Below are 26,114 nucleotides of genomic sequence, written 5' to 3'. Positions count from 1 at the left end.
GGCGAAGATCGCCGCTCCACCACGCCTGCTGCGGTAGCGCCGGGGGCGCGTCACCGACCGCGCGGCATCGCGGGCACACCGCACGAGCCGCCGCTCGCCCCGCACACCAGCGGCAGCGATCTTGTGTCCCACCGACTTCGGCCCTCACCCGCCCCTGCCCCCTCGTTGGTCGGCAACGTATTGCCCGGATGCATAAAAAGTATGCACGATCTGCGCTTCCTTGCCGCCACTACAGATCGACACAATCAATGCCAAGACCCTGGACACCTCGACGGTCCGCACCGTTTCACCGCCTCAGGACCGCGCCGACGTACCGGGCGCTGAGCACCAGCCCTTTTCGACCAGAGGAACCGACGATGTCGATCACCCTGCCGTCGCTGACGCGACGCCCGCCCCTGCAGCCGTGGCGGCGCCACCATATCGACGACCTGCAACGCCGCACGCGCCACACCGAGGCGCGCACCGCACACCATCGCGTGTTCGAACCCGTCCTGGTGCCCGGGCTGCTGCAAACCCCGGACTACGCGACCGAGATACTCACCGCGTGCATTAACGCCGCCGGCCGCACCGGCGAGGATGTCGATTCCGCTGTCGCGCAACGCATGGCACGCCAGGCCGATTGGGAAGCCAGCAGTCGCAGCACACATTTCCTGCTCGCCGAACAAGCCCTCTACACCAGGGTCGGCGAAACCCGCACCATGGAGTTGCAGCTGCGCGCCCTGCTCGATGTCCTCACCCACCCACCTGCCGGAACACAGATCGCGATCGTGCCGCGCGCTGCCCGCTTCACCTGCCCCACAACCAATTTCGTCATCTACGACAGCCGCGAAGTCGCCGTGGAAACGGTGACCGGGGGCTTGCGCCTGACTCGACGCCACGATATCGCCGACTACGAAAAGGTTTTCGACCTGCTGACCGGTCACGCGGTGACCGGCACACGGGCCGTCGAACTGATCACCGACGCGCTGGTCTTCCACCTCGCCGGCCCGGCGCAGCACGAGTGAGCAGCACCCACCGAGACCGTACCGGCGCGAGGCGCGCGACGAAGATCCAGGAAAGGGGGCCACCGTGAGGGCACGACCGAGCGCACTCGGGCATGTCGATGAAGACCAGTCCGGTGCGTGCACGCAATGGCATCGAGCACAAGTCGCCAGACTCGCCCGCCGGCTGGGATACGAACTGCTCTGGGCCACAACCGAATCCTCGCTCTGTCTGGTCGATCAGGCCCGCCAATCCGACGTGGACGCCGTGATCCTCGCGTCCTGCCAGCACATCGATGTACTGACGCTGGACCGGCTCATGCACACCTGCGATGTCGAGATCGCCGTCCCCCGAGACACATTCGCTCGCTACCTCGGTGGGCAGCAAGGTTGGCTCGCATGAAACCCCTGGATCTGGAAGACATGGCCGTTCTCGCAGCAATGCGCCGAGCCCAGGACCCGGTCACCATCGATCGGCTCGCCGACACCGTAGCCCACCCGCCCGCCGGCCCGGGCCTGCACCTCAAACCCGACACGATACGTCGTGTCGTCGGCAAACTCCGAGCTCGTGGACTGGCCACCAGCAGCCCACACGGCTGGACACTCACCGACCAGGGACGAGCACTGTGGGCCAGCAAGGGGAACCGATTCACCCTCTGACCCTGACGCGGAGTCGCCGGCCGCGCCCACTGCCGAACGGATTTCCTCGGACCCGAACACGGCGAACCCGTCGAGGCGATGCCGCCGGGGTCTTGGGAGATGCAATTACGCGTGCGGGCTAGAGCAAGCAGCCGCGGATCTTGCGGTCGTGCCGATGTCGACCTGAGTAAGGCGAGGGGCCAGGCGCCCCGTGGGGCACTGGAGTAACCGGCACTCGCTGTGTAGACGTCGCCGCCCGCCCGTGATGCAGAACAAGTGGATAACAACTGAATCCGATGAGGGGATTACTGATGCGTTACATGACTCGCGCCGCGCTGTTGGCGACCGCTGCCCTGACCGGGGTGTGTCTGGCGACCGGTCCCGCGACCGCCATGACCGCCGAAGTGTGCGAATCGTTCCATGGGGTAGTGAATATCACGACTATGCTCAAGCCCCCGAACAGCGCGAAAGCTGAAGCGGGAGCAGCTTATTGCATCTGCCGCCACGAAGGCGACAAGGCGATCGACGGGATGCCGATCTGGGGTGACTGGGTGTGGGTCGGACAACCCGGCCCCTCCTCCGGTGGGGCACCGATCGGTTTCTATCAGTGCGTCAGCCCGACCGGGTAGGCTCGGCCGCCATGACCAGCGACGAAACCCCCGCCACGTCGGTCGGTAAACACCTCGGTCCACCGCCCGGTGAGTTCGTTCCGGTCGTTCAGATCGGAATCCCGCGCCCGTGGCCCGACACTCAGTTCATCGGGTGCGTGCTCCGAGTCGGTGACCGCGAATTGGTGTCCACCGGAACCACTCCCGAGGAGGCCATCGCCAGCGCGATCCGATCACTCGGCGACATCCTCGAGCATCGGCCGGCCTGGCTGACAGGCCGAGACTGAGGAAGGGGCTTACCACACGCCCTGCATGTAGTGGGGAATACGCAGTCGGACAGGACAATTCGGGCGCTGTCGGACCTCTGCCGTAGCGTGCAGTACGAGAGCGGTATCCGAGCGCGGCCGCATCGTCGGGTGATCGGCCCGCTGGGCTCACGTATCGCCGTCACCGTGACCGGCGGCGACGGCGGTTGTTCGCGGGTTGAAGGCTGCACGGCGATGCTGGTCGCGTCGAGAATTCGGGAGGATTCGGCCATGGACTGGGACGGTCTGGGCAGGCAGCTGGACGCGGTGTCTCGGGCGTACGCGCACCGGCACGGGTTCCGCAGGACCCCGGAGTGGCTGGTACTGAAAATCGCGGAGGAAGCCGGAGAGCTGGTGCAGCAGTTCCTCGCCGCTACCGGCCAGGGACGTGCGCGCGGCAAATCGCCGGCAGAACTGAATGATTCCCTGGACTGCGAGATCGCGGATCTACTCGGCCACACGATCCTCCTGGCCCACCATCGCGGCACCGACCTGCAAGCCGTCCTCGACCGCAAGTGGCTGCGGCGCAACGAAACCAGCGAGAGTCTCGCCTCGCCACTGACAGCGCTCCAGGATCTGGCCAGTGTGGGCACACGCCCCCAGGGCCCGCCGTCGCAAAAGTCCTCTCCTGTGTCGATGTCGGAAACCACGGAGTGGGCTGGGGGCAATGCTGCGCACAACGGCGACCAGACCGACATGGAGACAGCGACGGTACTGTCCACACCGGCGAAGAACGCGTTGATCGAGTGTGTGGGTCGCCTGGACGGGCGCGGGCTGATTGTGTTGTGCGGGTTTCCTGGGTCCGGGAAGTCCAGCGCAGCAAGGTATCTGGCGGCGAGGACCGGTGCGATGGTACTAGACAAAGACGCTTTCGCACCCAAGCTGGAATCGGCAGTGATGGCACAGCTGACCGGGGATCCCGATGATCGGGACAGCGACGCATACAAGTCGGTCGTCGCCCCGCATATCTACGACGGCCTGATCGCAATGGCGACAACCGCGGCCGCGCGCGTCCCCGTGGTAATGGACGGGCCGTTCCTGAGTTTCATCCGTGCCGCCGCCGACGCCCGAGTACAGCTTGCCGACTATGTGAAGGCCCGGGCCGGGGCGCCTGAGTCCTTGCCGGTGATCACGGTGTGGCTGGACAGCCCGGCCGAACAGATCCATACCCGGATGGCCGCACGCCACGCCGAGCGAGACGCATCGAAACTGGCCGACTGGCCCGCATATGAAGCCGCCGTTCTGAACGACGGATTGCGGGAAGCCGCGCACGCCTCGGTGGACATCATCATCCGCAATTACTAGTGAACCCTGGTGCCCCCCTCAACGCCACTCCGTCCAATGAAATCGTTTCGGTGAAGGCATCCAAATCAAACAGACCCTGCCGGCAGAGACCCGCTTCGAGCCGATGACTTGCGTGGGATGTCAAGGTCGCAGGACCCTGTCGGTCGGCTCGATCGACGGGTCCATTCCTACGAACTCCCAGCTGGCGCTCAGGTCGGGCACTCCTGATACGAGCGGATAGACGCTCCTGAATCGGTGCCCTGTCGAGGCCGTCCATGCCACGCCCGGCAGCGCGTGATGAGTACTCACCATTCCTGGATCGACGGCGATGGCCTTGTATGGGAAGTCGGCACCGTCGTCGAGCAGTGTCCCGTCAGTACCGGAATCGTCAATTTTAAACCAAACTTTTTCCGCTATCACACCCTCCCCCTCGGGCGTTTTGACCGCGATCCCACTGGTCTTTATCCGATATATGGTCTCCTTCGAACGGTTCTCGATGGTGATCAGCCAGTGCGGTGGTGAGGCGTCAACTTTGTGGACACATCGGATCCGTACACCGTTCGCACGCAATTGTGCGGCGGTCAGTTTGCTGGCCACAGCCTGGGCACGATTCGACAATGCCAGCATTATGACCACCGCGGTCGACGCTATCGAGCTCGCCCACGTCGCGACATTCCCCCACGCCATTTGCAGCCCGACATGCAGGTTCAGGCAGATAAGAAGCGCGAGCGAAAGGACTGCCGCCATTGCGACACGTGCAGCGATCGGTACAGGGGAAATCCACTTGAGAAAGGTCCCGCACGGGTCCTTCAGCGAGTTCCTCATTGCTATCGACACGAGGAAGAAGATACGTCCAAGCCCGCCAGCACAGCCACGATCAGCACACGACACACGCAGAGAGCTGCAGCCATTCAGCGATAGTCGTTCTGGACCTCATCTCGGAGGCGATCGGTGTCGTGGGCGCGTTCGGCAAATGCGCTGTCAGGATGACTAGTCTTGTAGTCGTAGTTCGCCGCGCGCGCCTGCAGGATTCGGTCGAGTGCCCACAACGTGGGGAAGCCGGGATCGTCGTCTTCCAAGATGTCGTAGGCCGGGGCAACGATCAACTCGACCATGTTGTCGGGCAGCATCTCCGGAGCAAAACGGTAGATGACGGCAGGGCTGAAGGCGCTGTCGCCGATGCGCGGTCCGTCGATGTCGTTGACCCAGATCGCTCCGGCGCGGCGGAGGAAGCACTGCCCGGCCCAGCACACGAATTCGTCGAGTACCGCGGCGTTGTCAGGATCGACGAGGTCGCGCTGCTCGGGAAAGTGCCAGCCGTAGAAGGCGTCCATCCAGTCCAGCATGGTGTCGGTGTAGCGGCCGGTCGTCGGCATTGGATCGGCCTCGACGGGGGTGGTCATCACCCGCCGGAACAGTCGGTCGACTTGCGCCTCTATCCGATCCGGTCGGCTCCATTCCAGCCACGCCGGATCGTGCTGTGCTTCTCGGTTCACCCGCACCCAGCGCACGCCGTTACCCCGAATCTGTCGACACCATTGGAGCTGTACCCGCTGACCATATCGACCAGGACCGACACCCCCCGGAAGTCCCGCACGTGATGGACGCTCCGGGTGCGCGAGTGGTTCTCAGTCCCATGCGGGACGGCGGGCGAGGTGATCGGGAAATTCGGTTTGGAGCACGCAGAATTCATTTCCGAAGGGATCGCGAAGGACCCAGAAGTCATAGCCGCGTTCTTGTTGATGGTCCCAGCGCACCGCACCGAGTGCCTCGAGCCGCGCGACCTCGGCCGGCACGTTGTCGGTCTCGAGGTCGAGGTGCATTCGTTCCTTCGTCGCCTTGGAGTCCGAGGTCGCTTGCAGCAGCACCCGAACGTCGGAATCGGGTAGGCGCAGGCGACGGTACACATGACGGCTGCCAGGGTTGACCGGCTCTTCGACAGCATCCAGAGCGCCGGACCAGAACGCGACTCCCTGATCGAGGTCGGAGACGTCAATGACGAAGTGGCACAGTCGACTACGATGGCTCACGCCCATCAGTCTATGACGGCGCCGGACGCCGTGAGCACGTCCACGCCCGCATTACCTTCGCCCCTCAGAGCCTATCGAAGACCACGCCCACGCTGGCTCGAGCCTGTTTCCGAACGCATGTTCGGTAGATATGCGGGCTTCTCATGCCTGGCGGAGATCCGACCGATATCCTCCCTGTCGATACGGCTGACGGACCTGGTCGCCTTTCAGAAGGCGTGATCGCGAGTATTTCTATACAGCAATGACTTTCGGGACTGGGAGGGTGTGTGAAGCAGCGGTACACCAGCGTTGTTGATGTTCATGTTGTGCTGTGGCGCAACGGACTGGTCCTGCTCGCGGAGAGAGCCAATACCGGCTTCGCTGACGGCTGGCTGAATCTGCCCAGCGGCCACCTCGAAGAAGGCGAATCTGTCGTCGACGGTGTCATCCGAGAGACCCACGAAGAGATCGGCGTCACCGTGACTGCGACTGACCTGCGGTTCGCTCACGTCCTGCACCACCGCGGCGACTCCGGCGCAGGACGCATCGGGTTCTTCTTCGAAGCCGAACAGTGGGCGGGCGAGCCGCGCAATATGGAACCGACCAAGTGCGCGCGCCTACTGTGGGCCGACCCGAACGCGCTCCCGCCCAACACAATCCCGTACCAGGCAGCCGGAATCAGAAACTGTCACAAGCGAGCACCATTCGATCTGCACGGATGGAGCTGACCGGCCATGATCGCTGAGGTCGCAGAGGCCCTGCGCGGCAAACGGCTCGCCGTCGTCGATGTCGAGGGCAACGGCCACAACCCCGCACCGGAAATCATCGAGATCGCCATCGTCCCCATCGACGGCCACGTGGTCGACGCGGAGGATCTCCGGTGTTGGCTTGTCCGGCCGCAGAACCCGATCAACCCTGTCGTCACCCGGAAGGTGCATGGCATTCGCGACAGCGACGTCGCCGACTGCCCCCAGTGGGCACAGATCGCGCCGACGGTCGGTGCGGCCCTGTCCGGGCGTGTGCTGGTGGCGCACAACGCGACCGTCGAACACAAAGCCCTCTCATCGCATCTGCCGCTATGGGAGCCGCCGATGGTGCTCGACACCTTGCGGTTGGCGAAGGTTGTTTGGCCTCACCTGTCCGGCTACGGGCTGGACGCACTGATCGAGCACGCAGCACTGGACATGGCGGCGGTCTGCGATCAACGACGACACCGCGCCGCCTACGATGCCTGGGCCGCCTGGCAGCTGCTGCACCGCCTGGTGCTCGATGGTGACCTCGACTGGGACGCGCTGGTCCGGGCCGGGGGTCTTCCCGAATTCGTGCCGGCGCCCGAACCCGAGGGCGGCTTGTGGTGAATTCGTGGACCTCTCTCCGCCGGAGTCCTCCCTTTCCTGTCGACTCAGGATCCTTATCCACCCGCGACTGCGATCAGGAGGCACTGATGACCGACGAGCACTTACCATGTGCCCCCAACGATCGACCCGACCGGATGGCAAACTCCGGCCGACGAGATCGAGGTCGATGCCGTGCTGCTCACCCGCCGGTTGCCGTGTGGTGGAGGGCAAATCGAGATCGAGATCGGCACCCCGCATCGGGTCGATCGGCTACTGGGCACCGAGCTGACCGAATGGACCCACCCGAACCTCACCTACGTCTGCCGGTATCGCATCCGCGGCCACCACGGCGAAGGATCGGCTCACTCCGGGTACGTGGGCGGATGCGACGCGTTCGATGCCCTGGCGGCAGCGATGATGATCAGCAACAGCATGGCCCTCGTCCGAACCGACGTCGAAGGTGACTATCGCGTCGCGAGCGAAGCCAGCATCGTGACACTGGAATACACCGTCAGCGCCGAACATCGAGGCTCGCAGTAAGACATCGACACGTCCGATTTGCGGCACGTCCGGCAAGCTAGCGAGCACGCCGATCGTCGTCCTCGGGCCAGTTCTGTAGCCAGAGTCCGAAGCAGTGGAGAATGTCGCTGATTCGGCGTTGTTGTTCCCAGACGTCGGGATCCTCTGGATCCAGACCGGCATCGATGAGCGCTTGCCGATCAATACTCTCGTACACATCTTCTTGGACGAGGCTGCGCTCCTTCAGGTTCCAACCCGAATCCATCTTCGGCTGGCTGTTGAAACGCCCGGAAGGTCGATGGCTCTCGGCGACAATCGAGGTATGAATCCGGGGGGTCACAACGGTAGCCGTCGTGGACTGAGCCTCGAGGCGGTCCACTGGCACCTCGCACGAGAAGATGCGCAACGAGCTGCGGTCTCGACACGTGCCGGTGCGGTCTTGAGCGCAAACCCGCTTGTCGTCGCCGGGACAGCGCTTGCCTTTTCATTGAAAGGTGCTAAGCCGCTGAGCATTTGGGCATTCGGACCAGCGTTGTGTGCGCTCGTCCTGGTCGGGGGCTCTGTTGTCTTCGCGACCCAGGCCCTGGTGATGCTGAGGAGTTCTGAACGGCGGTTCAGTCAGCCTCGCACCGCTGCCTCGACCCTCTACAGCCTGTCGCGGATCAGTCGGGAGTGGCCGATCTTCGAGCAGTTCCGAGCGGCAGTGGTTGACCAATCGCCCGAGCAGCAGCTCCGCGGAGCCTTGGACGAGCTCTGGCGCCACTCCCACCTGCACCTATTTCGCTACCGGAAACTCCGAACGGCCACCTGGCTCCTGTTGCTTGCTATCGGCATGCTCCTTGCCACGGTCATTTCATCTGCACTGTCGTACCGGTAGGCGGCTGGAGACAGGCCGACCATTATGAGCTGGCTCGTCGCGGTGGTTACGCCCCGCGTTCGGCACCGATCGCGCCACATGGCAGCGAGGAAATTCCACGGGCTCGGTGGTCCTGGTGCGCGGATGATGGTGATCAGGCTTGTGCATCAACGCGATTGGGGGATGCGATGATCAGCGTTCTGGTAGCCGGAGTCGGAGTCCTGGGCACCGTGCTGGGTGTGACCTTGACGGCATACATCGGAGCGCGGACGGAGACGCGTCGACAGGCCGCGATCGAGCGACAGCAAACCCGACAGGACCTTGCCCAGCGGGACAACCATCTCCGGGAGCTACAGATTGAGCACCTGCGATGGCGGCGAGAACACCGCCAAGCCGCCTACCTCGACCTGATCGAAGCCTCGAATACCGCCGACCAAGCCAACCAACAGTACTTCCGCGAGCTGTTGGCGATCACCGAACCGATACCCGCAGACCAGGCTCGCCTGGCCGAGATTCGCCAGCACTTCAAGCATGCTGAGCACCTCTCATACGAGGTGATGCTCGAAGGACCCGCCGAGGTCGCCCAAGCGGCACAGCGATTGATCGATGCCCTCGCCGCGGTCATGAGCGAAGTACGAGAATACGCACAGACTTCCGCCCGTCAGACTCGCTCCGCCGCAGGAGCCGAAACGGCCGGCTGGACATACTTGGATCAACAGAAGGAGTTTCTCGGCACCGCGCGCGCGGCGCTCGACGAGATCAGCAATCTGGCCTGACCTCGCGATAGTCCTGGATTACCCTACGCCGCTTCAAGTTCCGCTCGGAGCTCTCACAGCGGGGTCGCCGCGTATCGTCCAGCCGGAACGGAGAGGCCAGCGGCGGGTGGTGGCATTCCACCGCCGCCCGTCAGTTACTCGTCGTCTTGCTCATTGCGGCTTGCTGCCGCATCTGCTCGGTCGTCGAATCCGCTTGTTGCGGTGCCAGCAGGGTGGTGATTGACGGCGCGATGGCTGACCGCGGTGGGCAGTCGGCAACGTCGATGTCGCAGACTCCGTGGACTTTGCGTGTCACCAGCGGGGTGATCGGGCGCGGCGGGCACACGAGCCAGCAGCGGACGTCATCGGCGTCTACGATCGGCCGGTCGAGCGGAAGGACAGCGATCTCGATGATTTCGTCGTGGCCGTTTCCTTCCACGTCGACCACGGCAATGTGCTTGTCGCGCAGCACATCAGGGACCGGAAACGGTTGCGTGTTCATGTACCCTCCTCGGCCAGTAGCGCTTCGACGGTCCGGTGTTCGAGGAGGTATCGGGTGATCGTGTCGCGAACCAGCTCGACGCCGAGTTCGGAGAGATGGATGCCATCGCTCCACAGCGAACGAGCACTCGGCGGCACGGGCGAGGGTGCGCTCGGATCCCAGCCCCAGCAGCGAGCGGTGTCGTGAAACGGCGTCCACAAATCGACGAATCCCGCTCCGTTCCTCGCCGCGACTTCGCGTGCGCGATGGTTGTAGGCCGCCAGCATCGTGTTGGCGGCAGGGACGTCGATTGCGGGGTCCCAGCCGATCGGGGGCTCGCCGATGACCAGGATCTGTCGGGCATGAGTTCCCAGCAACCGCAGGGCGGTGTCGATATTGCGTTCGTAACAGTCGATGTCGACGGCCTCGTGATGTCGGCCTTGATGGAACCGCCACACATCGTTGATCCCGCAGCCGAAGACCGCGAGATCGGTGCTCGGGTGGTCGTGTGTCGCGGCGCGGACCGTGGCGAGCACATCGTTGGATGTTGCTCCGCCTGCACCGTAGTTTTGGGCCGTGAACTCGATATGCGGGAACCTTGTCGATGCCCAAACGGTGACCGCGTGGACGTATCCGCGGTGGCGCCACTGCGCCACGGTGATGAGGGAACCGACCGGGGGAAGGTCGGTTTGGTCGACCAGGCGCGGATGGTGAGCTTCGTAGTGTTCGGTCAAACTGGTGCCGAACCAGGCGAACCGTAGGGCGCGCCGACACGATGACACCATCGCGGGGCGGCTTGAGACTGCACCTTCGAGGCGGTCGGCGTCGAGCCCGGTGGCGGAATCCACCCTCGGCGCTGCCGGCGTCGGCGATCCAGAGTGGTGGGCGCGGATGATGTCGGTGTGGATTCGGTCGACGGTCGAGTCCAATTCCCATGCGGCGTCGATGCGGACCTCGTCGGTGAAAGGTAGCGGCTGCCACCCGCGATACCACTGTGCCATCTGTTCGCCGGAGAAGTCCGCAGCCTGGGGCCGGCCGGCATGGCGGATCAGGGTTTGTTCGAAGGACAGATCGAAACAGTAGTGCAGGGCATGGGTCGCTGACGCGGTGAGTCGTTGCAGCATGGGCCCGTAGCGGTCGGCGTCGAGTATGCCCTCCACGATCACGACCATGCCGCGAGACAACCCGAACATCGCGATGTGTTCGAGCAGGTCGATGTTCGTCGCGGCCGGACCATCGAACTCGCGCAGCATGAGGCGGCGAACCGTATCTTGCGACACGACAAGGCACGTGGCGCGTGGAAAACGTTGCTGGACCGCGCGGGCGGTGGTGGTTTTGCCGGAGCCGGAGTTCCCGCGGATCACGACCAGCATGCTCACCGGCATTCCTGTGGCAGCAGGATGGTGTCGAGTTTGCGAATGAACCGGGGCAGGTGAGGGTCGGTCTCGGGCAGACCGTAGGGGTCCAGATCCCACCAGCGGCCACCATCGAACTCGACCGGGTCGAGGCGGTACTGGCGGGCGCGGTCACCACGAATCGCGAACCACAACGAGATATCGGTGTGGGCCGGGCTGGTGCGTACCGTGCTCACGGTGAGGAACAACGGCTCATCGCCGGCCACGTCGAAGACCGGCGTGATTGCGAGTTCCTCGCTGGCCTCGCGGTGCGCGGCAGCGAGGGGGTGCTCGTCTGTCTCGACGTGACCGCCCGTGGGGAGTTGAAGGTGCGCGAGGCGATGGTGCCCGAGGTGGATGCCCCGGGCCTCGGGATCGACCATCACGACGTAGACGGCCAGATGCGGGGACGGGATCCCCGGTCGGTGTCGCCGGAAGATGTCGTCGGTGCTGTGGAGCCAATCCAAAGTTGTTGCGATGTGCTGTCGTTCGAGGTCGTCGTACGGTGTGATCCGGGAGACGAGGTCGGTGACGACCGCAGTGGCAGGCCGCATAGCGGCGAACCCTACCGCTGCCCTCTGAGTGCCTGGTGGTCATATCGGGTCATTTAGTCATTGGTGTCGCGGCGGGGCGAGGTGGGCGGCCCGGTTGTGGTTGAGGCGGTCGGCCTCGGATATGTGCCTGGTCAACTGATCGCCGTGTGCGGAGGGCGCGTGTCATGCTGGCGTGTTAGCCGGATGATGGTCAGACTCTGTTGCTGTGTGGATGCGCCCACGTCCTGCGAATGTTGTGACAACCCAGTTGTCGTACGACTATCAGCGACGTCGCAGTTACGAGCTGGTTCGCCCGCATGTTGTGGTGCCCGGCGCGCCGCTGGTGCTCGTGCTGCACGGGTTCGGCGATACCCCGAATGCAATGCGTCGGTACTCGGGAGGTTCGTTTGATCGCTACGCCGAACGCGGAATTGTGGTCGCCTACCCGAACGGAATCGGTCGCGAGTGGAATTCTGCTCGACGAGCGGTCATGCGGTCGCGGAGTGTCAAACAGATCGATGACGTCGGTTTTCTGCGGGCACTGGCTGGACATTTGATCGACACGTGGTCGCTGGACCCCCAGCGGGTGTTCGTTGTGGGGTTTTCGCTTGGTGGCCAGATGGCGATCCGGTTGGTCTGCGATGCGCCGGGGCTGCTGGCGGGTGCTGCGTTGATATCGAGCACATTGCCGGCACCCGAGAATCTGGTGTGCAGCGGCGGCGCTTCTGTCGCGGTACCAGTGGTGACGTTCCACGGTACCGCTGATCCTCTGGCGCCTTGGGGTGGCGGAACCGTGGGATTGCGGTGTTCCCCGCGGCAGCGGCGGGTCTGGTTCGGGAAGGGACCGCATTTGTCTGCGCCTGCAACGGGTCGCTGGTTCGCGGAACGCAACGGCATCGAGGGTGCAGGGACATTCGAGTGGATACGCACCGTCGCCGGCTGGGTCGGCCGGACCGACTATCGCGCACCGGGATGTGAACCGGTGACGGGCTACACCCTCGTCGGAGGCAAGCATGAGATTCCGGGTACTCGCTGGCGACGGCTGCTGCCGGATACGACGGTCGGTGGCGGGCTGGTCGCCAGCGATGTGATCGCCGAGTTCTTCGGGATCGGTTCTGAAACAGCGAGTTCGGGTACAACCGATTGACATCATCGACACCCGGCAGCCTGATGGGCGATGATTGCACATCGGCGCCGGAGCTGAGCAGCTTCGACGTGAGCTGATACGCCGCGACTGCCATCAGTGAGATCAGAGGGTCGGTCCACGATTGATAAAGACACTCTGATCAGCGCTTATATCGACATCTCCCTGGTTGTAGTGAATACAATCGCGAAGATGAAGCCTGGGTGGATTCTGGTCGAAACGCTCGAATCCGACCACATGTCTGTGATCGGCCGCGCAGGTGAACCGCGTCAGCGCACATCGCTGGAACGGGCGGTGCAGGATCGCCTCGACACAGGACATGCGCCGGCGGCGGAGGCCACGCGATGGCTTGAGAGAACAATCGGCGAGACACGATCGGCGCCTCGGGCGTGCGAGGTCACAATCACCTTGAAGAACCATCAGCAGGTCCACAGTCGGATCGTACCGATCACGGGACCTACCGAGTCGCTGTTCGCGGTATGGGTGTGGCTGGGCGGCGGCCAGGATTGCTGCACTGTACCGGCGCGAACGCTGGCGTTCTGCTGGGATTCCGATACACGGCTGGCGATGATTCCTTCGGCGCACCCGGGCCAGATTCAGTCCCTCACTGCCCCGGAGCTGTTCCGTTTCGTGCACGTCCCCGACAGCTTGTCGCTGATCCGGACATTACTGACGCCAGCACCGGGGGCGGTGTGGCAGGGTTCGACGATGTTGAGGCTGGCCGATCGCAACCAGCCCGCACACGTATGCATGGTGGCCGGACCGACACCGGAGCTGGCATCACTGTGGCAAGGGGTGCTCTTCGAAACAACGAGCAATGCCACGGCAACAGAGGGCAGTCTCGAGGCTGCCGCTCTTGACGCAATGCAGCTGATGGCACCGGCGGCTTATCTTGCCTTGGTGGATCTGGCCAAGATGCGGCTGATCCGGTGGATCACCGATCCGCTCACCGAAGTGCAATGGAAAGGTCAAGTCGACCAGCGCGACACACCCCACCCCGAAGACGTGCAGCGAATCTTCGCTGCCGCCGCCGACGTGCTGGCAGGGCGGGCGCAGCACGCTATGGTCAACAGGATCCGGCTGCGCCGCAGGGGAGGCGGATGGACCCTCGTCGACGGAGTCGGCGCGATCCTGCGGGCCACAACAACCGAGGATGGTCCACCGCTTGCGCTCGTGCAGATACAGGTGATCGGCCACAGCGACGACCCGGACCCGGTCCCGCCCGACGACCTGGGGCATCCTGGCCTGTAGTCACCGGTGCGCACTGACGAGTTAGCGCGCAAGCAACAGTGCAGTTACTGTGGCGCAATTCACAGGTGGGTTTTATACTGTGCTGGCAGTTGCCCGGTACCTGTCGCTGACGGACGCCGGATGAATAGCACCGGTCGATTCCTGGTGGATCGATCTGTCAGTCATCCGTGCGCATTCGACCGGAGGTATCGAGATGGCAACCCCCTCATTCAACCCGGCAGACGATAAATCGTCGCCGCGCTCTGTGTCGCCGACGAACATGCCCGCCCACATCTCCAGGTGTCCGCACACCCCAGGCACCCATGTACCCAGGCATTGGGCGGTCGTGGAGACCCTCGACCAGGGCAGTGGGGGGACGATGATCGCGGACGGCCTCCAGCCTCGACGATTCAGCAAGCTGAACCGGGTATCGCTTGCCCCCACTATCGGTGTCGTTCGTCGCCTCCAGCCGTTGATTGCTCGTTGCGTAGCGAGTCGCCGATTCGTCATGGACCCGATGACCCTGTCGTGCGGAGCGGAGATCAGGATCGTCGGAGTTCCGGTCCTCGGGCCATACGGGCATGTTCGCGCTGTCTGCGTCTGGATCGGCGAGGTCGACGCTGTCCTGCCTGCGCTTCCCGACGTCGGTGTGCTGGAGTGGGACGCAGCTGTTGTGGTGGCGGCATCGGTCGCTGCCCGCAACCTCCTGCTCGGCGACGAATCCGTCGAAATATCGCTGCTCCCGGACATGCTGTCGAACCTCGATCGATTCGAGAATCGTGCCGACTTCCTCGCCCTGCTCAGTCTCGATAACCCGATCGACGAGTGGATCGGAAGCGCAACAAGGACTTTCAGCGACGGTATACCTCACCGGCTACAGATCGCCGCTCGCGCCGATGGCACTGGCCCTGGTCGCCGCATGCGAGCCGTCGTGTGTGAGGTAGTCGACGATACGCAGACTCGGTTGGCACCCGAAATGTATTTGAAGGCAATGCGACACGTACCGATCCTGCCTGGGCACGCCCTGGCGATGGTCGACCTCAACGCGAAGGTCGTCCACGACTGGATAGCCAACGACAGCGATCCCATGGCCGGCTGGTGCCATCACAGGCCACTGCTTCACCCCGGGGATCAAGCGCGAATTCTCGCGACGTGTGAAGCACTGCTGGCGGGCTCCGCAATGACTGCAACAGTGCGGGGTAGAGTCCGATTCGATCCAGCCGACGAATGGATCGAGCTGGAATCCGAATGGACGCGAATAATCGAGGGCGACCAACCCCAGGCACTCGTTCATATTGCAGTTGTTGCGCCCTTACCAGCGTCGGTCGTGGACAACTGTCCTCGCTGCAGGCGGGCAAGCGACAGTGCCGCCTAACGTCTCTGGATTCGGAACTTCCATAAGTTACCCATACATGCCATAACATCCGGTCGGCAATGAATGGCTTCGCCGTCGGAAATCTTGCAAAAAGATGTGACATAGGATACATTCGACACAACGTCCTCTTGTGAGGATTTTCCCGGCACCCGCTGTGCGGAACCGGATGAATACCAGGCGTATCGCATGGAATCAGTCGCCATCGCGCGATGATTGCGCTGCATGTCTGGTGAACCCGATGGCACCTGGATCAGAGCGCGAGAATTAGGCGCTCCGGTCGGACCGGTGTCGGATGGGAGAGGCTGAGATGAAGATCCTCGAACACGGTTGCCGGCGCTCTCGCCGACCTGACAGCGCTCGGCCGGTCCTCGTGTGGGATTCGGCGTTTAACGAGCGCTTCGAGCGACTCTATGACGAGATGATCGACGGAGAGCTGCGATCACGTCGACGCATACGGCGCCGTTGGTCACTCGACGACGAGTAGGGCCTCTTCGAAATATCGAGTGCAATCTGTTCTGGAGTTGCATATTGCATCGATCGACTTCGTGTAGGCGAATGAGATCGAATTCGATGTCGGTGGCCATTCATTAATTCCGTGCCTTGAGCCTGTCCGATCTGAGTGTCGTGCATTTTCTGATCGGCTTGGCTCGGGCTATTCAACCATGCCGAATGCCGAGGCGGGAACTTACGGGTGCTCGCGAAGTGCGCTGCTGCGAGATGCGCTGATCGGCGGCGAGAACCGGGAGGTGCGCAGTGACGGAGAAACTGTGCGAGCACTGTGGGCGTATACCGCGCGACCGCGTGCTGAATATTCACCAGATAAGTGAACGGACGGGCCACTCCCCGGACCGGATCAGACACCTGCGGCAACAAGGACACCCGCTGTATTCACGCGCATGGAAGAACAGCGACTCGATAAATTCGCCCCTGCTTTTGGAAGCATCGGTAGTCGAGGAATGGGTCGAGTCCCGCAAGCAGCGCCTCGGCGGACAGTCATGAGCGGCGAGAGGCAGAGCAGACGAGTTCCCGGTCGCGTCGGCAGAAATACGCCACGATCCACCGCGGGCGTGGTTTTGCTGGCGGTTGGCGTAACGGCCTTCGCGGCGGTAGTTCCTGGCTCCGCGGTGGCAGAGCCTGCGGCACCACTCGCCGCGGATACATCCAGTTGCCCGGCGGTAACCGGTGTGTTCCTGCCCGGCACATGGGAGACCCACACGGGCGCTGACGAATCCCAAGCCGTGGGGCTTTTCGCGCCGGTGGCGACAGCATTGGCCCAGAAGTTCGGTGCGCAGTTCAACTACCGGTTCCCCGCCTATGCGGCCGAGGCGTTCGACGGCATGGCCTACAGCGACAGCGAAGCCACCGGGGTCACCGCGGCCAAGCGGGTCGTCGGCGACATCGCTGCGCGTTGCCCTGCAACGAAATTGGTGCTTGCCGGATACAGCCAAGGCGCCGACGCGATGGGCGATGTCGCAGCGTCGATCGGATGCAGCAGCGACCCCGTGACCGCGGATCGGGTGCTGGCAGTGGGATTGGTCGCTGACCCGAAACAAGGCACCGCCGGCGGCAAACTGGTAGGTCCCTCGGTGGATGGTCAGGGGATAGCCGGCACCCGAGCCGGCGGATTCTGCGCGTTGTCGGCGGTGACCGCAGAAATCTGTGCCACCAAAGACAAATACTGCGCCACGAACGCCAGCGAAGACCCGATCACCGCCGGCATCGGGCGCGCCCTGACCCAACCCGACAACACGACGAACACCGGGTCCGGCTCAGGTGATGAGACGAGTCAGCAGAACGACTTGGGACAGGCGCTGTCAACCGATCTGTCGGCGGACAAGATCGCGGATCTGCCCGCGACCGTAGCCCGGTTGGGCAGCCAGGCCGCCTCAGGCGCTGATCCCGCCACTGTCTCCCAAACGGCCTCTGATCTGACGAAAACCATTCAGCCACTGACCGATCTGAGCACGTGGGTGTCCAACACTGCCGATGCGCAGAAGCGACTCGCCGATGCCGCCGATGGCTCTGCGGACAAGCTGGCCGGCACCGTCCTCGACGGGCTACGACGCTCGGACGTCAGTAGCGCGTTGAATGCGCTGTCTGACATCGGTTCACAGAATGGCAAGAACAGCGAAGGCAACAGCCAAGCCCAGGACGCCAAGGCCGCCGCGAACGCGATTGCGCCGCTGACGGATTCGCTGTCGTCCTCGACTGCCGACGCGGCCGCGCAAGCCGCGCAGGTACTCGCGATCCTCAAGCCCACGGTGGTGGTCAACCAGCTGGTGAATGTGGTGGGTAATGGTCTGTCGTTCGCGCAGAACGTGCCCACGCTCACCGACACGCTGGGACGGATGATCGGGCTGCTCGGGAATCCGGGAATCGACACCGCGGGCAAGGTGAACGGTCTGCATGATCTGTTCGGCCAGTTGAACAACCTGTTCCAGCCGCTGGTGAAAATGGCCGCCGGAGTCGACCTGCATACCGCCTCGCGGCTGATCGCGATGATCCCGGACACGACCGGCACCGCCCAGATCGTGTCGGCGGTCGTGGGGGTGCTGGCGAACCTGGATGTCGCGAAGCTGGCGCAGCAGGTGGGAGACCTGCAGGACAAGGTGTGGGCGCTGGCCCAAACCATCAGCAGCGGAGGCGATCTGGCCGCCGTCGGTGCTCGGATGCTCGACTTCGTCCCGACCGCACTCGGATTCGCCACCCTGGCATTGGACACGCTGACCGGGCAAGCCAAATCCTCCGACGGCACGGGCAGCAGTGCCGATTTGAGTGGGCTGGCGAAGTCGCTGTCCACCAAGAGCGATGGCAACAAGGACGACGACGGCATCGACGCGTTGTCGAAGCTGCTGTCCGAGGGTGCGGACGCGGCGTCGTTCCTGCTCTCGGGTGTGCACGAGGGCTATGACCACTATGTCGTGGATTCCGATGGTCGTACCGCGGTGCAGTGGCTGACCGACTGGTTCAGCAACCGTATCCAGCACGTGGTCGGAGTGGTGTGATGGCCGCGCTGTCGGCGGCGCTCGTGCCTTTAGGTGCCCTCGCGATTCTCGGCGCGGCGTTGCTGCTGGGATCGGGAGACCGCACACCGGTCCAGCATGGGTGTCTACCCGATACGCCACGCACACAACCGCATGCGACGGCACAGGTGGTCGTGCCACTGCCAGCGGGCAGCTATACCGTGTCGTCGCCGTTCGGGCCGCGTGACGGTGGAATGCATCTGGGCGTGGATCTGGCCGCGCAGGCGGGCACGGCGATCCTGGCGGCTACCGACGGCACCGTCGCCGCGGCGGGCCCGGCCTCGGGATTCGGGAACTGGATCGTCGTCGATACCCACATCGATGGGCAGCTCCTGTCGACGGTGTACGGGCACATGTTCGCTGAGGGCGTGAACGTGACTGTCGGGCAGCAGGTCCGGGCAGGGGAGCGTATCGGTGCGGTAGGCAGCGCCGGCGAGGCGACGGGCCCGCACGTGCATTTCGAAGTCGTACCTGGCGGACGGTTGCAAGGCGGTCACCAAATCGACCCCGTGCCATGGCTGGCGCAACACGGCGCCGCCGTGAACGGCACCGACAGCGCTGCTGTGCGACAAGCCGCAGACACGACGGCAGTCGATACACCGGACGTCGCGAAGACGTCGCGGTCGAGATTCGTTGTCACACAAGCAGCAAGCTTCCTCAGTGGGTGCGTGCCCGGGACAGGTGCCTCGGGTGGGGGCGGTCCGGATTTGCGGGCAGGTTCGGTTCCGGCGGCGTTCGATCCGTGGATTCGCCGGGCCGCCCAGACCTGTCCGGAAGTGACCGGGCCCCTGCTGGCCGGTCAGGAGGAACAGGAATCGGGCTTCAACCCGAACGCCGTCTCACCGGACGGTGCGCTCGGAGCAGCTCAGTTCATGCCCGGAACCTGGGCAGCCTACGGCATGGACGTCGAAGGGACCGGGCATGCCGATGTCACCTCGATCCCGGATTCGGTGATGACCCAGGCCCGCTACGACTGCGACCTGGCCCAAAGCGCGAAAAACGGTTTAGCGCAAGGCACATTGCACGGTGACCTGACCGAATTGTGGCTGAGCATGTACAACTGCGGACCCGCCGGCACCTTCGCCGCCGGTGGCGTGTGCCAGAACTCCCAAACGTTGAACTACGTCAAAGCCATCCCCGCACTGGCCACCAAATACGCCGCGACGCTCGGCAACTCGTCATGAACACCAACCACCACCGAACCGCGGTCCGTGACATTTGCTGGACCACGCTACGCACGCCGATGGCCTGCCAGCGGCTCGCTCTCAAACTGTTGCGTGATCCCATCGCCGATGACGAAATGGCCACGCCAGCACAGGAACTGGGAAAGGAGGCCCGTGATGGACAACAACCTCGAGACAGACGCTGACAGCGTCGAACGTGACGACTACACCGCCGAGCAACCGGTGGACCTGCGTCGCCAACGGCTACGCATCGGCAGTGACAATCCCGAAATCAGTAGCGATACAGATACTGAGCAAGGTACCAGTGCAGGCGACGACGGTGCCTTGGACGGTAGTGACCCGTACGGTGTCGGCGAGCAGAATCTGGCCGGGCCGATCGAACCGTCCGCGGACGAGGTCGCGGCCGTGCGCGAAGCCCGGTTGGCGATGCTGCTCAAGCCCGCCGCGGGAGTGCACACCGACCCCGCTCGGTGGGGGTGGCGCGGACGAGCCAACGCGTTCGGATTCCGGCTGCGGCCCCACCGCCGCAGTACAGAGGTGGCGTATCGGCAGGCAGTCGAACGCATCCGCCAGCCGCTACCCGGCACTCCGGTAGTAGTCGTAGCGAATCCGAAAGGCGGCAGCGGAAAAACCCCAGCAGCGGTACTGCTGTCGGCACTGTTGGGCCGGCACCGTGGCGGACGCGTGGTCGCTTGGGATGCCCATGAAGCCTGCGGTAGCCTGGCTGCGCGGGCGGCGTGCTGCCCGAGCGAGCACACCGTGTGGGATGTGCTCGGACACGCCCACGAGTTGTGCACGGCCAACGCCGACGCCTCCGGGCTCGCACGATTCCTGCAACGCCAACCCACCCTGGACGAGATCCTCGCCTCGGACCAGACCCCCGGCGGCAGCGTCTGTATCGGCCGCGACGAATGCGCGGCGATCCTGGCGGTCCTGCGCCGCCACCGCGAAGTGGTGATCGTCGACACCGGGAACAACGACCGCGCTGAAGGATTCCGGTGGGCGATAACCCACGCTACCCAGCTGGTGGTACCGATCATTGGACGCCGCGATGTGATCGTGTCGGCGTTGCGGCTGCTCGACGGCATCGCCGAGGACGGGTACGAAGACCTGGCAGCGCGTGCGGTGATCACGGTGTGCGGGGCCGGCCCGCAGCAGAGCGGAATCGTGGAAACGCTGGCCGCGGCGGGGATCAGCCGTGTGGTGGCGGTGCCGTTCGACCCCGGCCTGGCCAGCGGCGAGCGCATCGTGGTGAGCCGGATGGGCAGGGATTCGGTGCGGGCGTGGACCGAGGTCGCTGCCACGGTGGCCGACAGTGTCGCGGAAACCCTTGCCGCACGCCACCTTCCGATGCAAACCCGCTTCGTCCCCGACACCCGTTGGGCGGCTGGCGCCGACGAGACGACCCATCACCGACTGCTGACGTACGCGCTGCACGAAGGGCAATTCTCGCGCACTCAGAAGACCCGAACCTCTGGCTCCCATGCCCCGGTCGATGACTTCGACCCGGGCTGGTGAGTACCCGCTCCGACCACGAAGAGGTGAACCGTGATGAATGTGAAACCAATTGTTGTACAGGGGATCCGGTCGGGCCGGTACGCCTGTGCGCTCGCGACGGCCACGGCGCTGGTGGTGTGTGCCGCCCCGTGCGCGTCGGCGGATATCACGAACCCGTTGGATGGGATCAAACCGGATTTCGGGTTGTTCAACGGGGCGCTGGATTCCTCGTGGAAGCGGATCGTGGCGTTCCTGTGGGCGCTGGTGGTGATCGGTGCGTCGGTGCGCGTGATCGTGGGGGCGTTCAAGGTCAAACGCGCGAAGGCGCGCGGCTACACCAACGATCTCGCCGAGGGCAGTGAGGAACTCCAAGACGCGCTGATCTCCCTCGGCCTGGTCGCGCTCGCGTCCCCGCTCGTGGCCACCGTCCTGTTCGTCGTCGGCGGATAAACCCATCCCCAGGAAGGAGACCCCGGTGATACACACCCACGGCAAACACTTCGCCGACCTCGCGCCCGAATCGACCCTCGGCGACCCAGAACATTCCAGCAGAACGGCCACTACCCGGCGAGCGCCTCGGAAGTCGTTGCGCCGGTGGCTGATCGTGGCCCTGGTCCTGGCCGCAATCGCCGCCGCAGGGCTTGTCATCTTCGGCTCCTGCGGGGCGAGATCCTCTAGCGGTCATGATCCTATGAATACGGTGCGGGTCGCGCACGGGCCCACCGCCACCCTCGACGGTGTCCCGATCGGGTACGTCCACGATCGGGCCGGCGCGGAAACCGCGGCAGTGAACACCGTGCAAGCTTTGACGCAAGCCGGCCAAGGACGCATCCCGATGGGCGCGGTCGAGCACGCCATCATCGCGCGTGACCCCGGTCCCGGACTACGCCGTTCACTCGGGATCGGTGCGGATCGTGCACCTGAGCGGGACGTGGTCAACCTGGTTCCCGCGGCGGTCTCGGTGGTGGACTTCTCGGCTCTGGCGGCGCAGGTGAGTGTGTGGACGGTCGCGGTGTCGCGATCGGCGATCAGCGACGGCGACCCGGCATCGGTGATCACCGCGTGGGCCACCCACACGGTGTCGCTGGTGTGGGAGAGCGGGGACTGGAAGGCCAAGGAACTCACCTCCCAAACAGGGCCGACACCGGAGCAGACCGTGGCACCGAGCGCGCAGTCTCCGCTGAGCGCGACACCCGAGTCGGGCTACTACAGCTTCTACATCAACTAAAGGGGGTGAACCGGTCATGCTCAAACGACGGATCATCGCCGCATTCTTCACTGCTGCAGCGATATTGACTGTGCTCACCCATTCCATGGCGATCGCTGCCGCCGATCCGGACACCACCACACCGGTCACGGCGGGCTCGCTGCCGGACGGGTTCCCGACCGATTTGCGTCAATTCATCGCCAACACCGACGAATTCAAGTCGGCCTGGTTCTCCGGAACATGCGCCAACCGAGGGGGTGATGTTGGCGCGTACGTGAACGCGGTGATGCCTGTGGAAGACCGGCTGCTGTACTGGACGGCCGACGACAAGCAGAAAGCGCAGCTGCTGGGCGCCGGTCTACAGGCTTCGGGCGGGCAATCCGAGGCGCAAACCCTCATCAGCCAACACGGCGAACCACCGAAAGACCTGCTACCGAAAGTGTTTCCGGCCGGAGACCCGAACTATCAGATGCCCGCCCCGACGTGTGAGGAGGACCTGAAGCGCTGGACAACGTCGGCGTTCACCGTGTGGGGCTTTTCCTGGGCCACCCATCCCGACGATCAATCGATGACCGCGATCCGCAGCCAGCTCGGAGGTCAGAAGGTCCCCGACCAGGCATGGACCGATCCCTGCGGTGTCGGGTTTTCCTATTGTTCGCACGCCTTCTTCGTCGATTGCGATGGCTCCGACCCCGCCACCGGCGACCAGACCCGGTGTCTGGAGTGGAATCGCGCGGTAGGCAAGCTGTTCGGCGGCACCGCCAACTGGCTCGATAAGAACACCAGCCTGTCCGACAGGATCGAGAAGGTCGTCGACACAGCGGTCGGATCCCAATACGCCGGCGGGGCCGCGGTCGCCTCAGCCTTCGGATGGCTGTGGAAGGTCGGCTCGGCGACGGTGCGATTCGTCGACAACCCCGAAAGCGTCATCGACGACTGGGCCAACTCCTCGAAAGACAGTGCGGTCGCCCTGAGTTCGAAGGTCCTCGACGGGCTGGCCAGTGTCGGCAAATTCGACCCGAACGCGGACTGGTTCCTGCACTGGTATGCGATGAGCACCGGCATCGGCGTGATCGTCATGGGCGCCATGACCCTGCTCGCGCTATGGAGGGCAGCCTCGAAAGGCGAAACCCTCAAAACCATCAGCGCGGACCTGTTCGGGTACATGCCCGCAGGGGTGTTGTTGATGCTGTTCGCGCCGATGTTCGCGACCTTGCTGGTGAGCGTGGCCAACGATGCCTCCGACGCGATCACGAAGGCTACAGGCCCGGACATGGGGCACATGATCACCAACCTGGAGCTGTTCACCGGGAAACTTACCGCGAAGGATCTGGCCGGGGGGCCACTGGTGGGGCTATTGCTGTTCCTGCTGTTGATCGCCGGGTCGCTGGCCGTTTTCTTCGGACTGTTGATGCATCAGGTTGCTTTGCCGATGCTGGCGGTGGCCTCAGGTATCGGGTTCGGCATGTGGGTGCACCCGAGCTGGCGCCGCAAGGCACTGCGCCCGGTCCTGCTGTTCATCGCGATCGTGTTCTCCAAACCGCTGCTGTTCCTGCTGCTGGCCACCATGACCGGACTACTGAATTCCGCACTCACCCAAGACGATCCAGGCCAACAGCAACTGGGCACCCTCGGTCAACTGTGCCTGGTCGTGGTGGCGTTCCTCGTCGTCGGTCTGGCACCGTGGTCACTACTGCGGTACGCACCCTTACTACCGTCGCGCTCGGACGCGGCCGGATTCGGGCAGTCGGGCTCGCTGATGGCCGGTGCGGTCGGTGGCGCTGGTTCGGCGATGTGGTGGTCCGGTCGACGCGGCCCCGGCCGCGCCGGGACCGGCGGCCAGCACTCCGGCGGCGGTGGCAGCAGTGGTGGCCGATCTGCACCCTCAGGTGGAAGTGGTTCCGCGGGAACGAATTCCGCGGGTGGTGGCAGTTCGCCCGGATCACCGACCGCGGCACAGTTCTCCGGGACGTTGAGTGCGAACGCTGGATCGAAGTCGCACCAAGGTCGGTCTGTGGCACGTAAATCGGTGGGTGGGTTGGGTTCTGCCGCGCGTGGTCTGGGCAAGGTAGCGATGGTCGCCTCACCGATCGCGGCCCAAGCAGCCTCGGGTGCGTTGAACAAGGCCCGTAGTGCCGCCGAAGCCGCGCCCGGTGAAGCCGAATCCGGGAGCAGCGAATGAGTACCGGGATGCGGACCAGCATTCTGGGCGGCGAGATCGCGCGGCGCAGCTGGCTCGGGCTGTCGCGGCCTGTGTTGGCCGCGTGGGCGTTCAGTATCGGTGCGGCGTTGGCGATTTACTTGCTGGGTGGTGGACAGGCGTGGGCGATCGCGACCGCGCTCGCCTGGTTGATCGTCGTGTTCGCGGCCACCATGGAATGGCGCGACAAGCCCTCCTGGGCGTCGCGTCGTGCCCACGGGCTGCGCATCTGGAGCCGGCGTCGCCGCGGTGAACACGTCTACCGCAACCTGGCCGACCCTGCCCACGGCGACCCCGCGGTGGATCCGGGCTGGGAATTCCCGCCGCCATTGGGCAATACCACGCCACTACCAGTGGCCGGCACCGGCCTGGATGACATGTTCATCCTGCGGACCGCCAACCCCGGTGAGCGCCCGTACTATTCGGTGATCATCGCCGTCGACGGCATCGCCGACGGGTTGCGCGGCGATGCCGCCTACGGGGCGATGTCGATGGCGTTCGGGACGTTCCTGGCGCAGATGGCGCGCACCAGCTCCCACGTGCGCGGCCTGCAACTGCTGCACCGCAGCATCCCGCACGACATGACACGGCACACCCGCTGGGCCCACGCCCGCGTCGCCCGGCTGCGTGATGCGCGGCTGCTGCCGGCAGTGCAGTCCTACGGCACCCTCATCGACACCCTCACCCCGCTCGCCGAAGAACACCGATGCCTGGTCGTGTTGCGGTTCCCACAAACCGAAGCGTTCATGGCCGAAACCGCCCGCCTCGCCCGCACCAAGAACGCCCCGATCGGCGGCGGCATCGCCCAAGTCGTGCGCGACGAAACCGAAAGAGCAACACGACTATTGGCAGCAGCAGGCATGGGGCGGGTCGACGTGCTCGGTGAACGCCGGGCGTGTGCGCTCATCCGCGCCCTGCTCGACCCCAGCTACAAGATCGACCGCCACCGCGACGCCACCTGGGCGACGTGTTGGCCCAGCTACGTCGGCGGCAACGACTGCGTCGCGATCGGCCCGCACGGGCAATGGCGCACCCGGGTCGGGCACATCCGCCCTCGCGCGATCGAACCCGTCGCGTTGGGGCCGTTGTGGCTGGCACCGCTGCTCACCGGTGTCGAGGCCGACCCCGGCGATGACGACATCGCCCCGATGCCGACCATCCGAACCCTGAGCGTGCGTTTGGATTTCGTCCCCGCCCACCGCGCCCGCGCCGCCACCAAGGGTGATGTCACCGCCGACCAGGCACGCAAAGCCAAGGAACAAGAGAAAGGCAAGCTCGACGACGGCTCCACCGAAGTCCTCTCCGACGCCTCCGAACGCCGCCGCCAAGACCTCATGCCCGGCTCCGGGCACCACGGCGCCATCTACACCGCCTCCATCGCGGTCACCGGCCGCGACACCGACGACCTCGACCGCGCCTGCCTGCGCGTCACCGAAGCCGCCAACGAATCCGCGATCACCGAAATCGACTGGTGCGTCGGCGATCACGACGTCGCCGTCTTCACCACCCTGCCCCTGGCCCGAGGACTCGCGGCCACCCAGCACACCCGCTAGG

Annotated in this window: 27 protein-coding genes; 21 read left to right on the top strand and 6 right to left on the bottom strand. The window is 64.5% G+C overall.

The features are described 5' to 3' along the window. Nucleotides 1-356: 356 nt before the first annotated feature. The 6 genes from ACIP5Y_RS07530 (at nt 357) to ACIP5Y_RS07505 (ending at nt 3,837) form a co-directional block, all read left to right on the top strand. Nucleotides 357-1,004: a DUF5753 domain-containing protein gene (locus ACIP5Y_RS07530; protein ID WP_400348446.1), complete on the top strand. Its 648-nt coding sequence runs from the start codon at nt 357-359 to the stop codon at nt 1,002-1,004. A 64-nt stretch (nt 1,005-1,068) separates the two neighbouring features. Next, nucleotides 1,069-1,383 carry a hypothetical protein gene (locus ACIP5Y_RS07525; protein WP_400348444.1) on the top strand — a complete coding sequence of 105 codons (315 nt, stop codon included), beginning with the start codon at nt 1,069-1,071 and terminating at the stop codon, nt 1,381-1,383. After that, complete coding sequence (locus tag ACIP5Y_RS07520) at nt 1,380-1,640, top strand: hypothetical protein (RefSeq protein ID WP_400348442.1); 261 nt, start codon at nt 1,380-1,382, stop codon at nt 1,638-1,640. The genes ACIP5Y_RS07525 and ACIP5Y_RS07520 overlap by 4 nt, the downstream gene beginning before the upstream one ends. 290 nt (nt 1,641-1,930) lie before the next feature. Next, the gene (locus ACIP5Y_RS07515) at nt 1,931-2,248 is read left to right on the top strand and encodes a hypothetical protein (protein WP_400348440.1); all 318 of its coding nucleotides are present in this window, start codon (nt 1,931-1,933) and stop codon (nt 2,246-2,248) included. An 11-nt stretch (nt 2,249-2,259) separates the two neighbouring features. Then, entirely contained in the window at nt 2,260-2,514 is a 255-nt protein-coding gene (locus ACIP5Y_RS07510; RefSeq protein WP_400348438.1) for a hypothetical protein, read from the top strand. A gap of 129 nt (nt 2,515-2,643) precedes the next feature. Then, nucleotides 2,644-3,837, top strand: a complete 1,194-nt coding sequence (locus ACIP5Y_RS07505) for an AAA family ATPase (protein WP_400348436.1) — start codon at nt 2,644-2,646, stop codon at nt 3,835-3,837. A gap of 120 nt (nt 3,838-3,957) precedes the next feature. On the opposite strand, the gene ACIP5Y_RS07500 is transcribed toward ACIP5Y_RS07505, so the two are convergent. From ACIP5Y_RS07500 to ACIP5Y_RS07490, 3 genes are all read right to left on the bottom strand, one after another. Further along, on the bottom strand, nt 3,958-4,653 hold the full coding sequence (locus tag ACIP5Y_RS07500; RefSeq protein WP_400348435.1) for a hypothetical protein: 696 nt from the start codon (nt 4,651-4,653) through the stop codon (nt 3,958-3,960). 74 nt (nt 4,654-4,727) lie between these two features. Continuing rightward, on the bottom strand, nt 4,728-5,222 hold the full coding sequence (locus ACIP5Y_RS07495; RefSeq protein ID WP_400348434.1) for a hypothetical protein: 495 nt from the start codon (nt 5,220-5,222) through the stop codon (nt 4,728-4,730). Nucleotides 5,223-5,444: 222 nt separating this feature from the next. Continuing rightward, nucleotides 5,445-5,852 (bottom strand): VOC family protein, encoded by a 408-nt coding sequence (locus tag ACIP5Y_RS07490; protein WP_400348432.1) that lies wholly within the window; start codon nt 5,850-5,852, stop codon nt 5,445-5,447. 260 nt (nt 5,853-6,112) lie between these two features. Here ACIP5Y_RS07490 and ACIP5Y_RS07485 point away from each other — a divergent pair, with 260 nt between their 5' ends. The 5 genes from ACIP5Y_RS07485 (at nt 6,113) to ACIP5Y_RS07465 (ending at nt 9,313) form a co-directional block, all read left to right on the top strand. Next, complete coding sequence (locus ACIP5Y_RS07485) at nt 6,113-6,553, top strand: NUDIX domain-containing protein (RefSeq protein ID WP_400348431.1); 441 nt, start codon at nt 6,113-6,115, stop codon at nt 6,551-6,553. 6 nt (nt 6,554-6,559) lie between these two features. Then, complete coding sequence (locus ACIP5Y_RS07480; protein WP_400348429.1) at nt 6,560-7,183, top strand: exonuclease domain-containing protein; 624 nt, start codon at nt 6,560-6,562, stop codon at nt 7,181-7,183. A 108-nt stretch (nt 7,184-7,291) separates the two neighbouring features. Beyond that, nucleotides 7,292-7,702: a hypothetical protein gene (locus ACIP5Y_RS07475; RefSeq protein ID WP_400348427.1), complete on the top strand. Its 411-nt coding sequence runs from the start codon at nt 7,292-7,294 to the stop codon at nt 7,700-7,702. Nucleotides 7,703-7,796: 94 nt separating this feature from the next. After that, a complete protein-coding gene (locus ACIP5Y_RS07470; protein ID WP_400348425.1) occupies nt 7,797-8,558 on the top strand; it encodes a hypothetical protein in 762 nt (253 codons plus the stop codon). A 209-nt stretch (nt 8,559-8,767) separates the two neighbouring features. After that, nucleotides 8,768-9,313, top strand: coding sequence for a hypothetical protein (locus ACIP5Y_RS07465; protein ID WP_400348423.1), 546 nt, complete (start codon nt 8,768-8,770; stop codon nt 9,311-9,313). A 130-nt stretch (nt 9,314-9,443) separates the two neighbouring features. Here the strand turns inward: ACIP5Y_RS07465 and ACIP5Y_RS07460 are convergent, their stop codons facing one another. From ACIP5Y_RS07460 to ACIP5Y_RS07450, 3 genes are read right to left on the bottom strand one after another with little or no spacing between them, the layout of a single operon-like run. Then, nucleotides 9,444-9,794 (bottom strand): hypothetical protein, encoded by a 351-nt coding sequence (locus tag ACIP5Y_RS07460; RefSeq protein WP_400348421.1) that lies wholly within the window; start codon nt 9,792-9,794, stop codon nt 9,444-9,446. Further along, entirely contained in the window at nt 9,791-11,146 is a 1,356-nt protein-coding gene (locus ACIP5Y_RS07455; protein ID WP_400349182.1) for a GDSL-type esterase/lipase family protein, read from the bottom strand. Before ACIP5Y_RS07455 ends, ACIP5Y_RS07460 begins: the two co-directional genes overlap by 4 nt. 2 nt (nt 11,147-11,148) lie before the next feature. Beyond that, a complete protein-coding gene (locus tag ACIP5Y_RS07450) occupies nt 11,149-11,721 on the bottom strand; it encodes an NUDIX domain-containing protein (protein ID WP_400348419.1) in 573 nt (190 codons plus the stop codon). 235 nt (nt 11,722-11,956) lie between these two features. On the opposite strand from ACIP5Y_RS07450, the gene ACIP5Y_RS07445 reads away from it, so the two are divergent. The 10 genes from ACIP5Y_RS07445 (at nt 11,957) to ACIP5Y_RS07400 (ending at nt 26,113) form a co-directional block, all read left to right on the top strand. Further along, complete coding sequence (locus ACIP5Y_RS07445) at nt 11,957-12,847, top strand: alpha/beta hydrolase family esterase (protein WP_400348417.1); 891 nt, start codon at nt 11,957-11,959, stop codon at nt 12,845-12,847. A gap of 189 nt (nt 12,848-13,036) precedes the next feature. Next, nucleotides 13,037-14,095: a GAF domain-containing protein gene (locus ACIP5Y_RS07440; RefSeq protein ID WP_400348415.1), complete on the top strand. Its 1,059-nt coding sequence runs from the start codon at nt 13,037-13,039 to the stop codon at nt 14,093-14,095. A 325-nt stretch (nt 14,096-14,420) separates the two neighbouring features. Further along, nucleotides 14,421-15,449: a GAF domain-containing protein gene (locus ACIP5Y_RS07435; RefSeq protein ID WP_400348413.1), complete on the top strand. Its 1,029-nt coding sequence runs from the start codon at nt 14,421-14,423 to the stop codon at nt 15,447-15,449. Between the two features lie 896 nt (nt 15,450-16,345). Further along, the gene (locus ACIP5Y_RS07430; RefSeq protein ID WP_400348411.1) at nt 16,346-18,454 is read left to right on the top strand and encodes a cutinase family protein; all 2,109 of its coding nucleotides are present in this window, start codon (nt 16,346-16,348) and stop codon (nt 18,452-18,454) included. Beyond that, complete coding sequence (locus tag ACIP5Y_RS07425) at nt 18,454-19,656, top strand: peptidoglycan DD-metalloendopeptidase family protein (protein ID WP_400348410.1); 1,203 nt, start codon at nt 18,454-18,456, stop codon at nt 19,654-19,656. Before ACIP5Y_RS07430 ends, ACIP5Y_RS07425 begins: the two co-directional genes overlap by 1 nt. A gap of 156 nt (nt 19,657-19,812) precedes the next feature. Beyond that, nucleotides 19,813-21,174 carry a MinD/ParA family protein gene (locus tag ACIP5Y_RS07420; RefSeq protein WP_400348409.1) on the top strand — a complete coding sequence of 454 codons (1,362 nt, stop codon included), beginning with the start codon at nt 19,813-19,815 and terminating at the stop codon, nt 21,172-21,174. A 33-nt stretch (nt 21,175-21,207) separates the two neighbouring features. Beyond that, nucleotides 21,208-21,603, top strand: a complete 396-nt coding sequence (locus ACIP5Y_RS07415; protein ID WP_400348407.1) for a hypothetical protein — start codon at nt 21,208-21,210, stop codon at nt 21,601-21,603. Between the two features lie 241 nt (nt 21,604-21,844). Next, nucleotides 21,845-22,381, top strand: coding sequence for a hypothetical protein (locus tag ACIP5Y_RS07410; RefSeq protein ID WP_400348406.1), 537 nt, complete (start codon nt 21,845-21,847; stop codon nt 22,379-22,381). A 16-nt stretch (nt 22,382-22,397) separates the two neighbouring features. Beyond that, the gene (locus ACIP5Y_RS07405; protein ID WP_400348405.1) at nt 22,398-24,542 is read left to right on the top strand and encodes a hypothetical protein; all 2,145 of its coding nucleotides are present in this window, start codon (nt 22,398-22,400) and stop codon (nt 24,540-24,542) included. Next, nucleotides 24,539-26,113, top strand: coding sequence for a hypothetical protein (locus tag ACIP5Y_RS07400; protein WP_400348404.1), 1,575 nt, complete (start codon nt 24,539-24,541; stop codon nt 26,111-26,113). The genes ACIP5Y_RS07405 and ACIP5Y_RS07400 overlap by 4 nt, the downstream gene beginning before the upstream one ends. Nucleotide 26,114: the final 1 nt, after the last annotated feature.

This window comes from Nocardia sp. NPDC088792 (assembly GCF_044750615.1).
Taxonomy (GTDB): domain Bacteria; phylum Actinomycetota; class Actinomycetes; order Mycobacteriales; family Mycobacteriaceae; genus Nocardia.
The sequence above is the reverse complement of the archived record's forward strand: the minus strand, read 5'-3'. Positions and strand labels throughout refer to the sequence as shown.

Excerpts from the sequence above, each read along its gene's own strand:
- ACIP5Y_RS07480 (WP_400348429.1), top strand. The coding sequence starts at position 6,560 with ATGATCGCTGAGGTCGCAGAGGCCCTGCGCGGCAAACGGCTCGCCGTC.
- ACIP5Y_RS07420 (WP_400348409.1), top strand. The coding sequence starts at position 19,813 with ATGGACAACAACCTCGAGACAGACGCTGACAGCGTCGAACGTGACGAC.
- ACIP5Y_RS07430 (WP_400348411.1), top strand. The coding sequence starts at position 16,346 with ATGGAAGAACAGCGACTCGATAAATTCGCCCCTGCTTTTGGAAGCATC.
- ACIP5Y_RS07405 (WP_400348405.1), top strand. The coding sequence starts at position 22,398 with ATGCTCAAACGACGGATCATCGCCGCATTCTTCACTGCTGCAGCGATA.
- ACIP5Y_RS07510 (WP_400348438.1), top strand. The coding sequence starts at position 2,260 with ATGACCAGCGACGAAACCCCCGCCACGTCGGTCGGTAAACACCTCGGT.
- ACIP5Y_RS07450 (WP_400348419.1), bottom strand. The coding sequence starts at position 11,721 with ATGCGGCCTGCCACTGCGGTCGTCACCGACCTCGTCTCCCGGATCACA.
- ACIP5Y_RS07515 (WP_400348440.1), top strand. The coding sequence starts at position 1,931 with ATGCGTTACATGACTCGCGCCGCGCTGTTGGCGACCGCTGCCCTGACC.
- ACIP5Y_RS07520 (WP_400348442.1), top strand. The coding sequence starts at position 1,380 with ATGAAACCCCTGGATCTGGAAGACATGGCCGTTCTCGCAGCAATGCGC.
- ACIP5Y_RS07400 (WP_400348404.1), top strand. The coding sequence starts at position 24,539 with ATGAGTACCGGGATGCGGACCAGCATTCTGGGCGGCGAGATCGCGCGG.
- ACIP5Y_RS07490 (WP_400348432.1), bottom strand. The coding sequence starts at position 5,852 with ATGGGCGTGAGCCATCGTAGTCGACTGTGCCACTTCGTCATTGACGTC.
- ACIP5Y_RS07440 (WP_400348415.1), top strand. The coding sequence starts at position 13,037 with ATGAAGCCTGGGTGGATTCTGGTCGAAACGCTCGAATCCGACCACATG.
- ACIP5Y_RS07415 (WP_400348407.1), top strand. The coding sequence starts at position 21,208 with ATGAATGTGAAACCAATTGTTGTACAGGGGATCCGGTCGGGCCGGTAC.
- ACIP5Y_RS07530 (WP_400348446.1), top strand. The coding sequence starts at position 357 with ATGTCGATCACCCTGCCGTCGCTGACGCGACGCCCGCCCCTGCAGCCG.
- ACIP5Y_RS07460 (WP_400348421.1), bottom strand. The coding sequence starts at position 9,794 with ATGAACACGCAACCGTTTCCGGTCCCTGATGTGCTGCGCGACAAGCAC.
- ACIP5Y_RS07425 (WP_400348410.1), top strand. The coding sequence starts at position 18,454 with ATGGCCGCGCTGTCGGCGGCGCTCGTGCCTTTAGGTGCCCTCGCGATT.
- ACIP5Y_RS07410 (WP_400348406.1), top strand. The coding sequence starts at position 21,845 with ATGAATACGGTGCGGGTCGCGCACGGGCCCACCGCCACCCTCGACGGT.
- ACIP5Y_RS07455 (WP_400349182.1), bottom strand. The coding sequence starts at position 11,146 with ATGCTGGTCGTGATCCGCGGGAACTCCGGCTCCGGCAAAACCACCACC.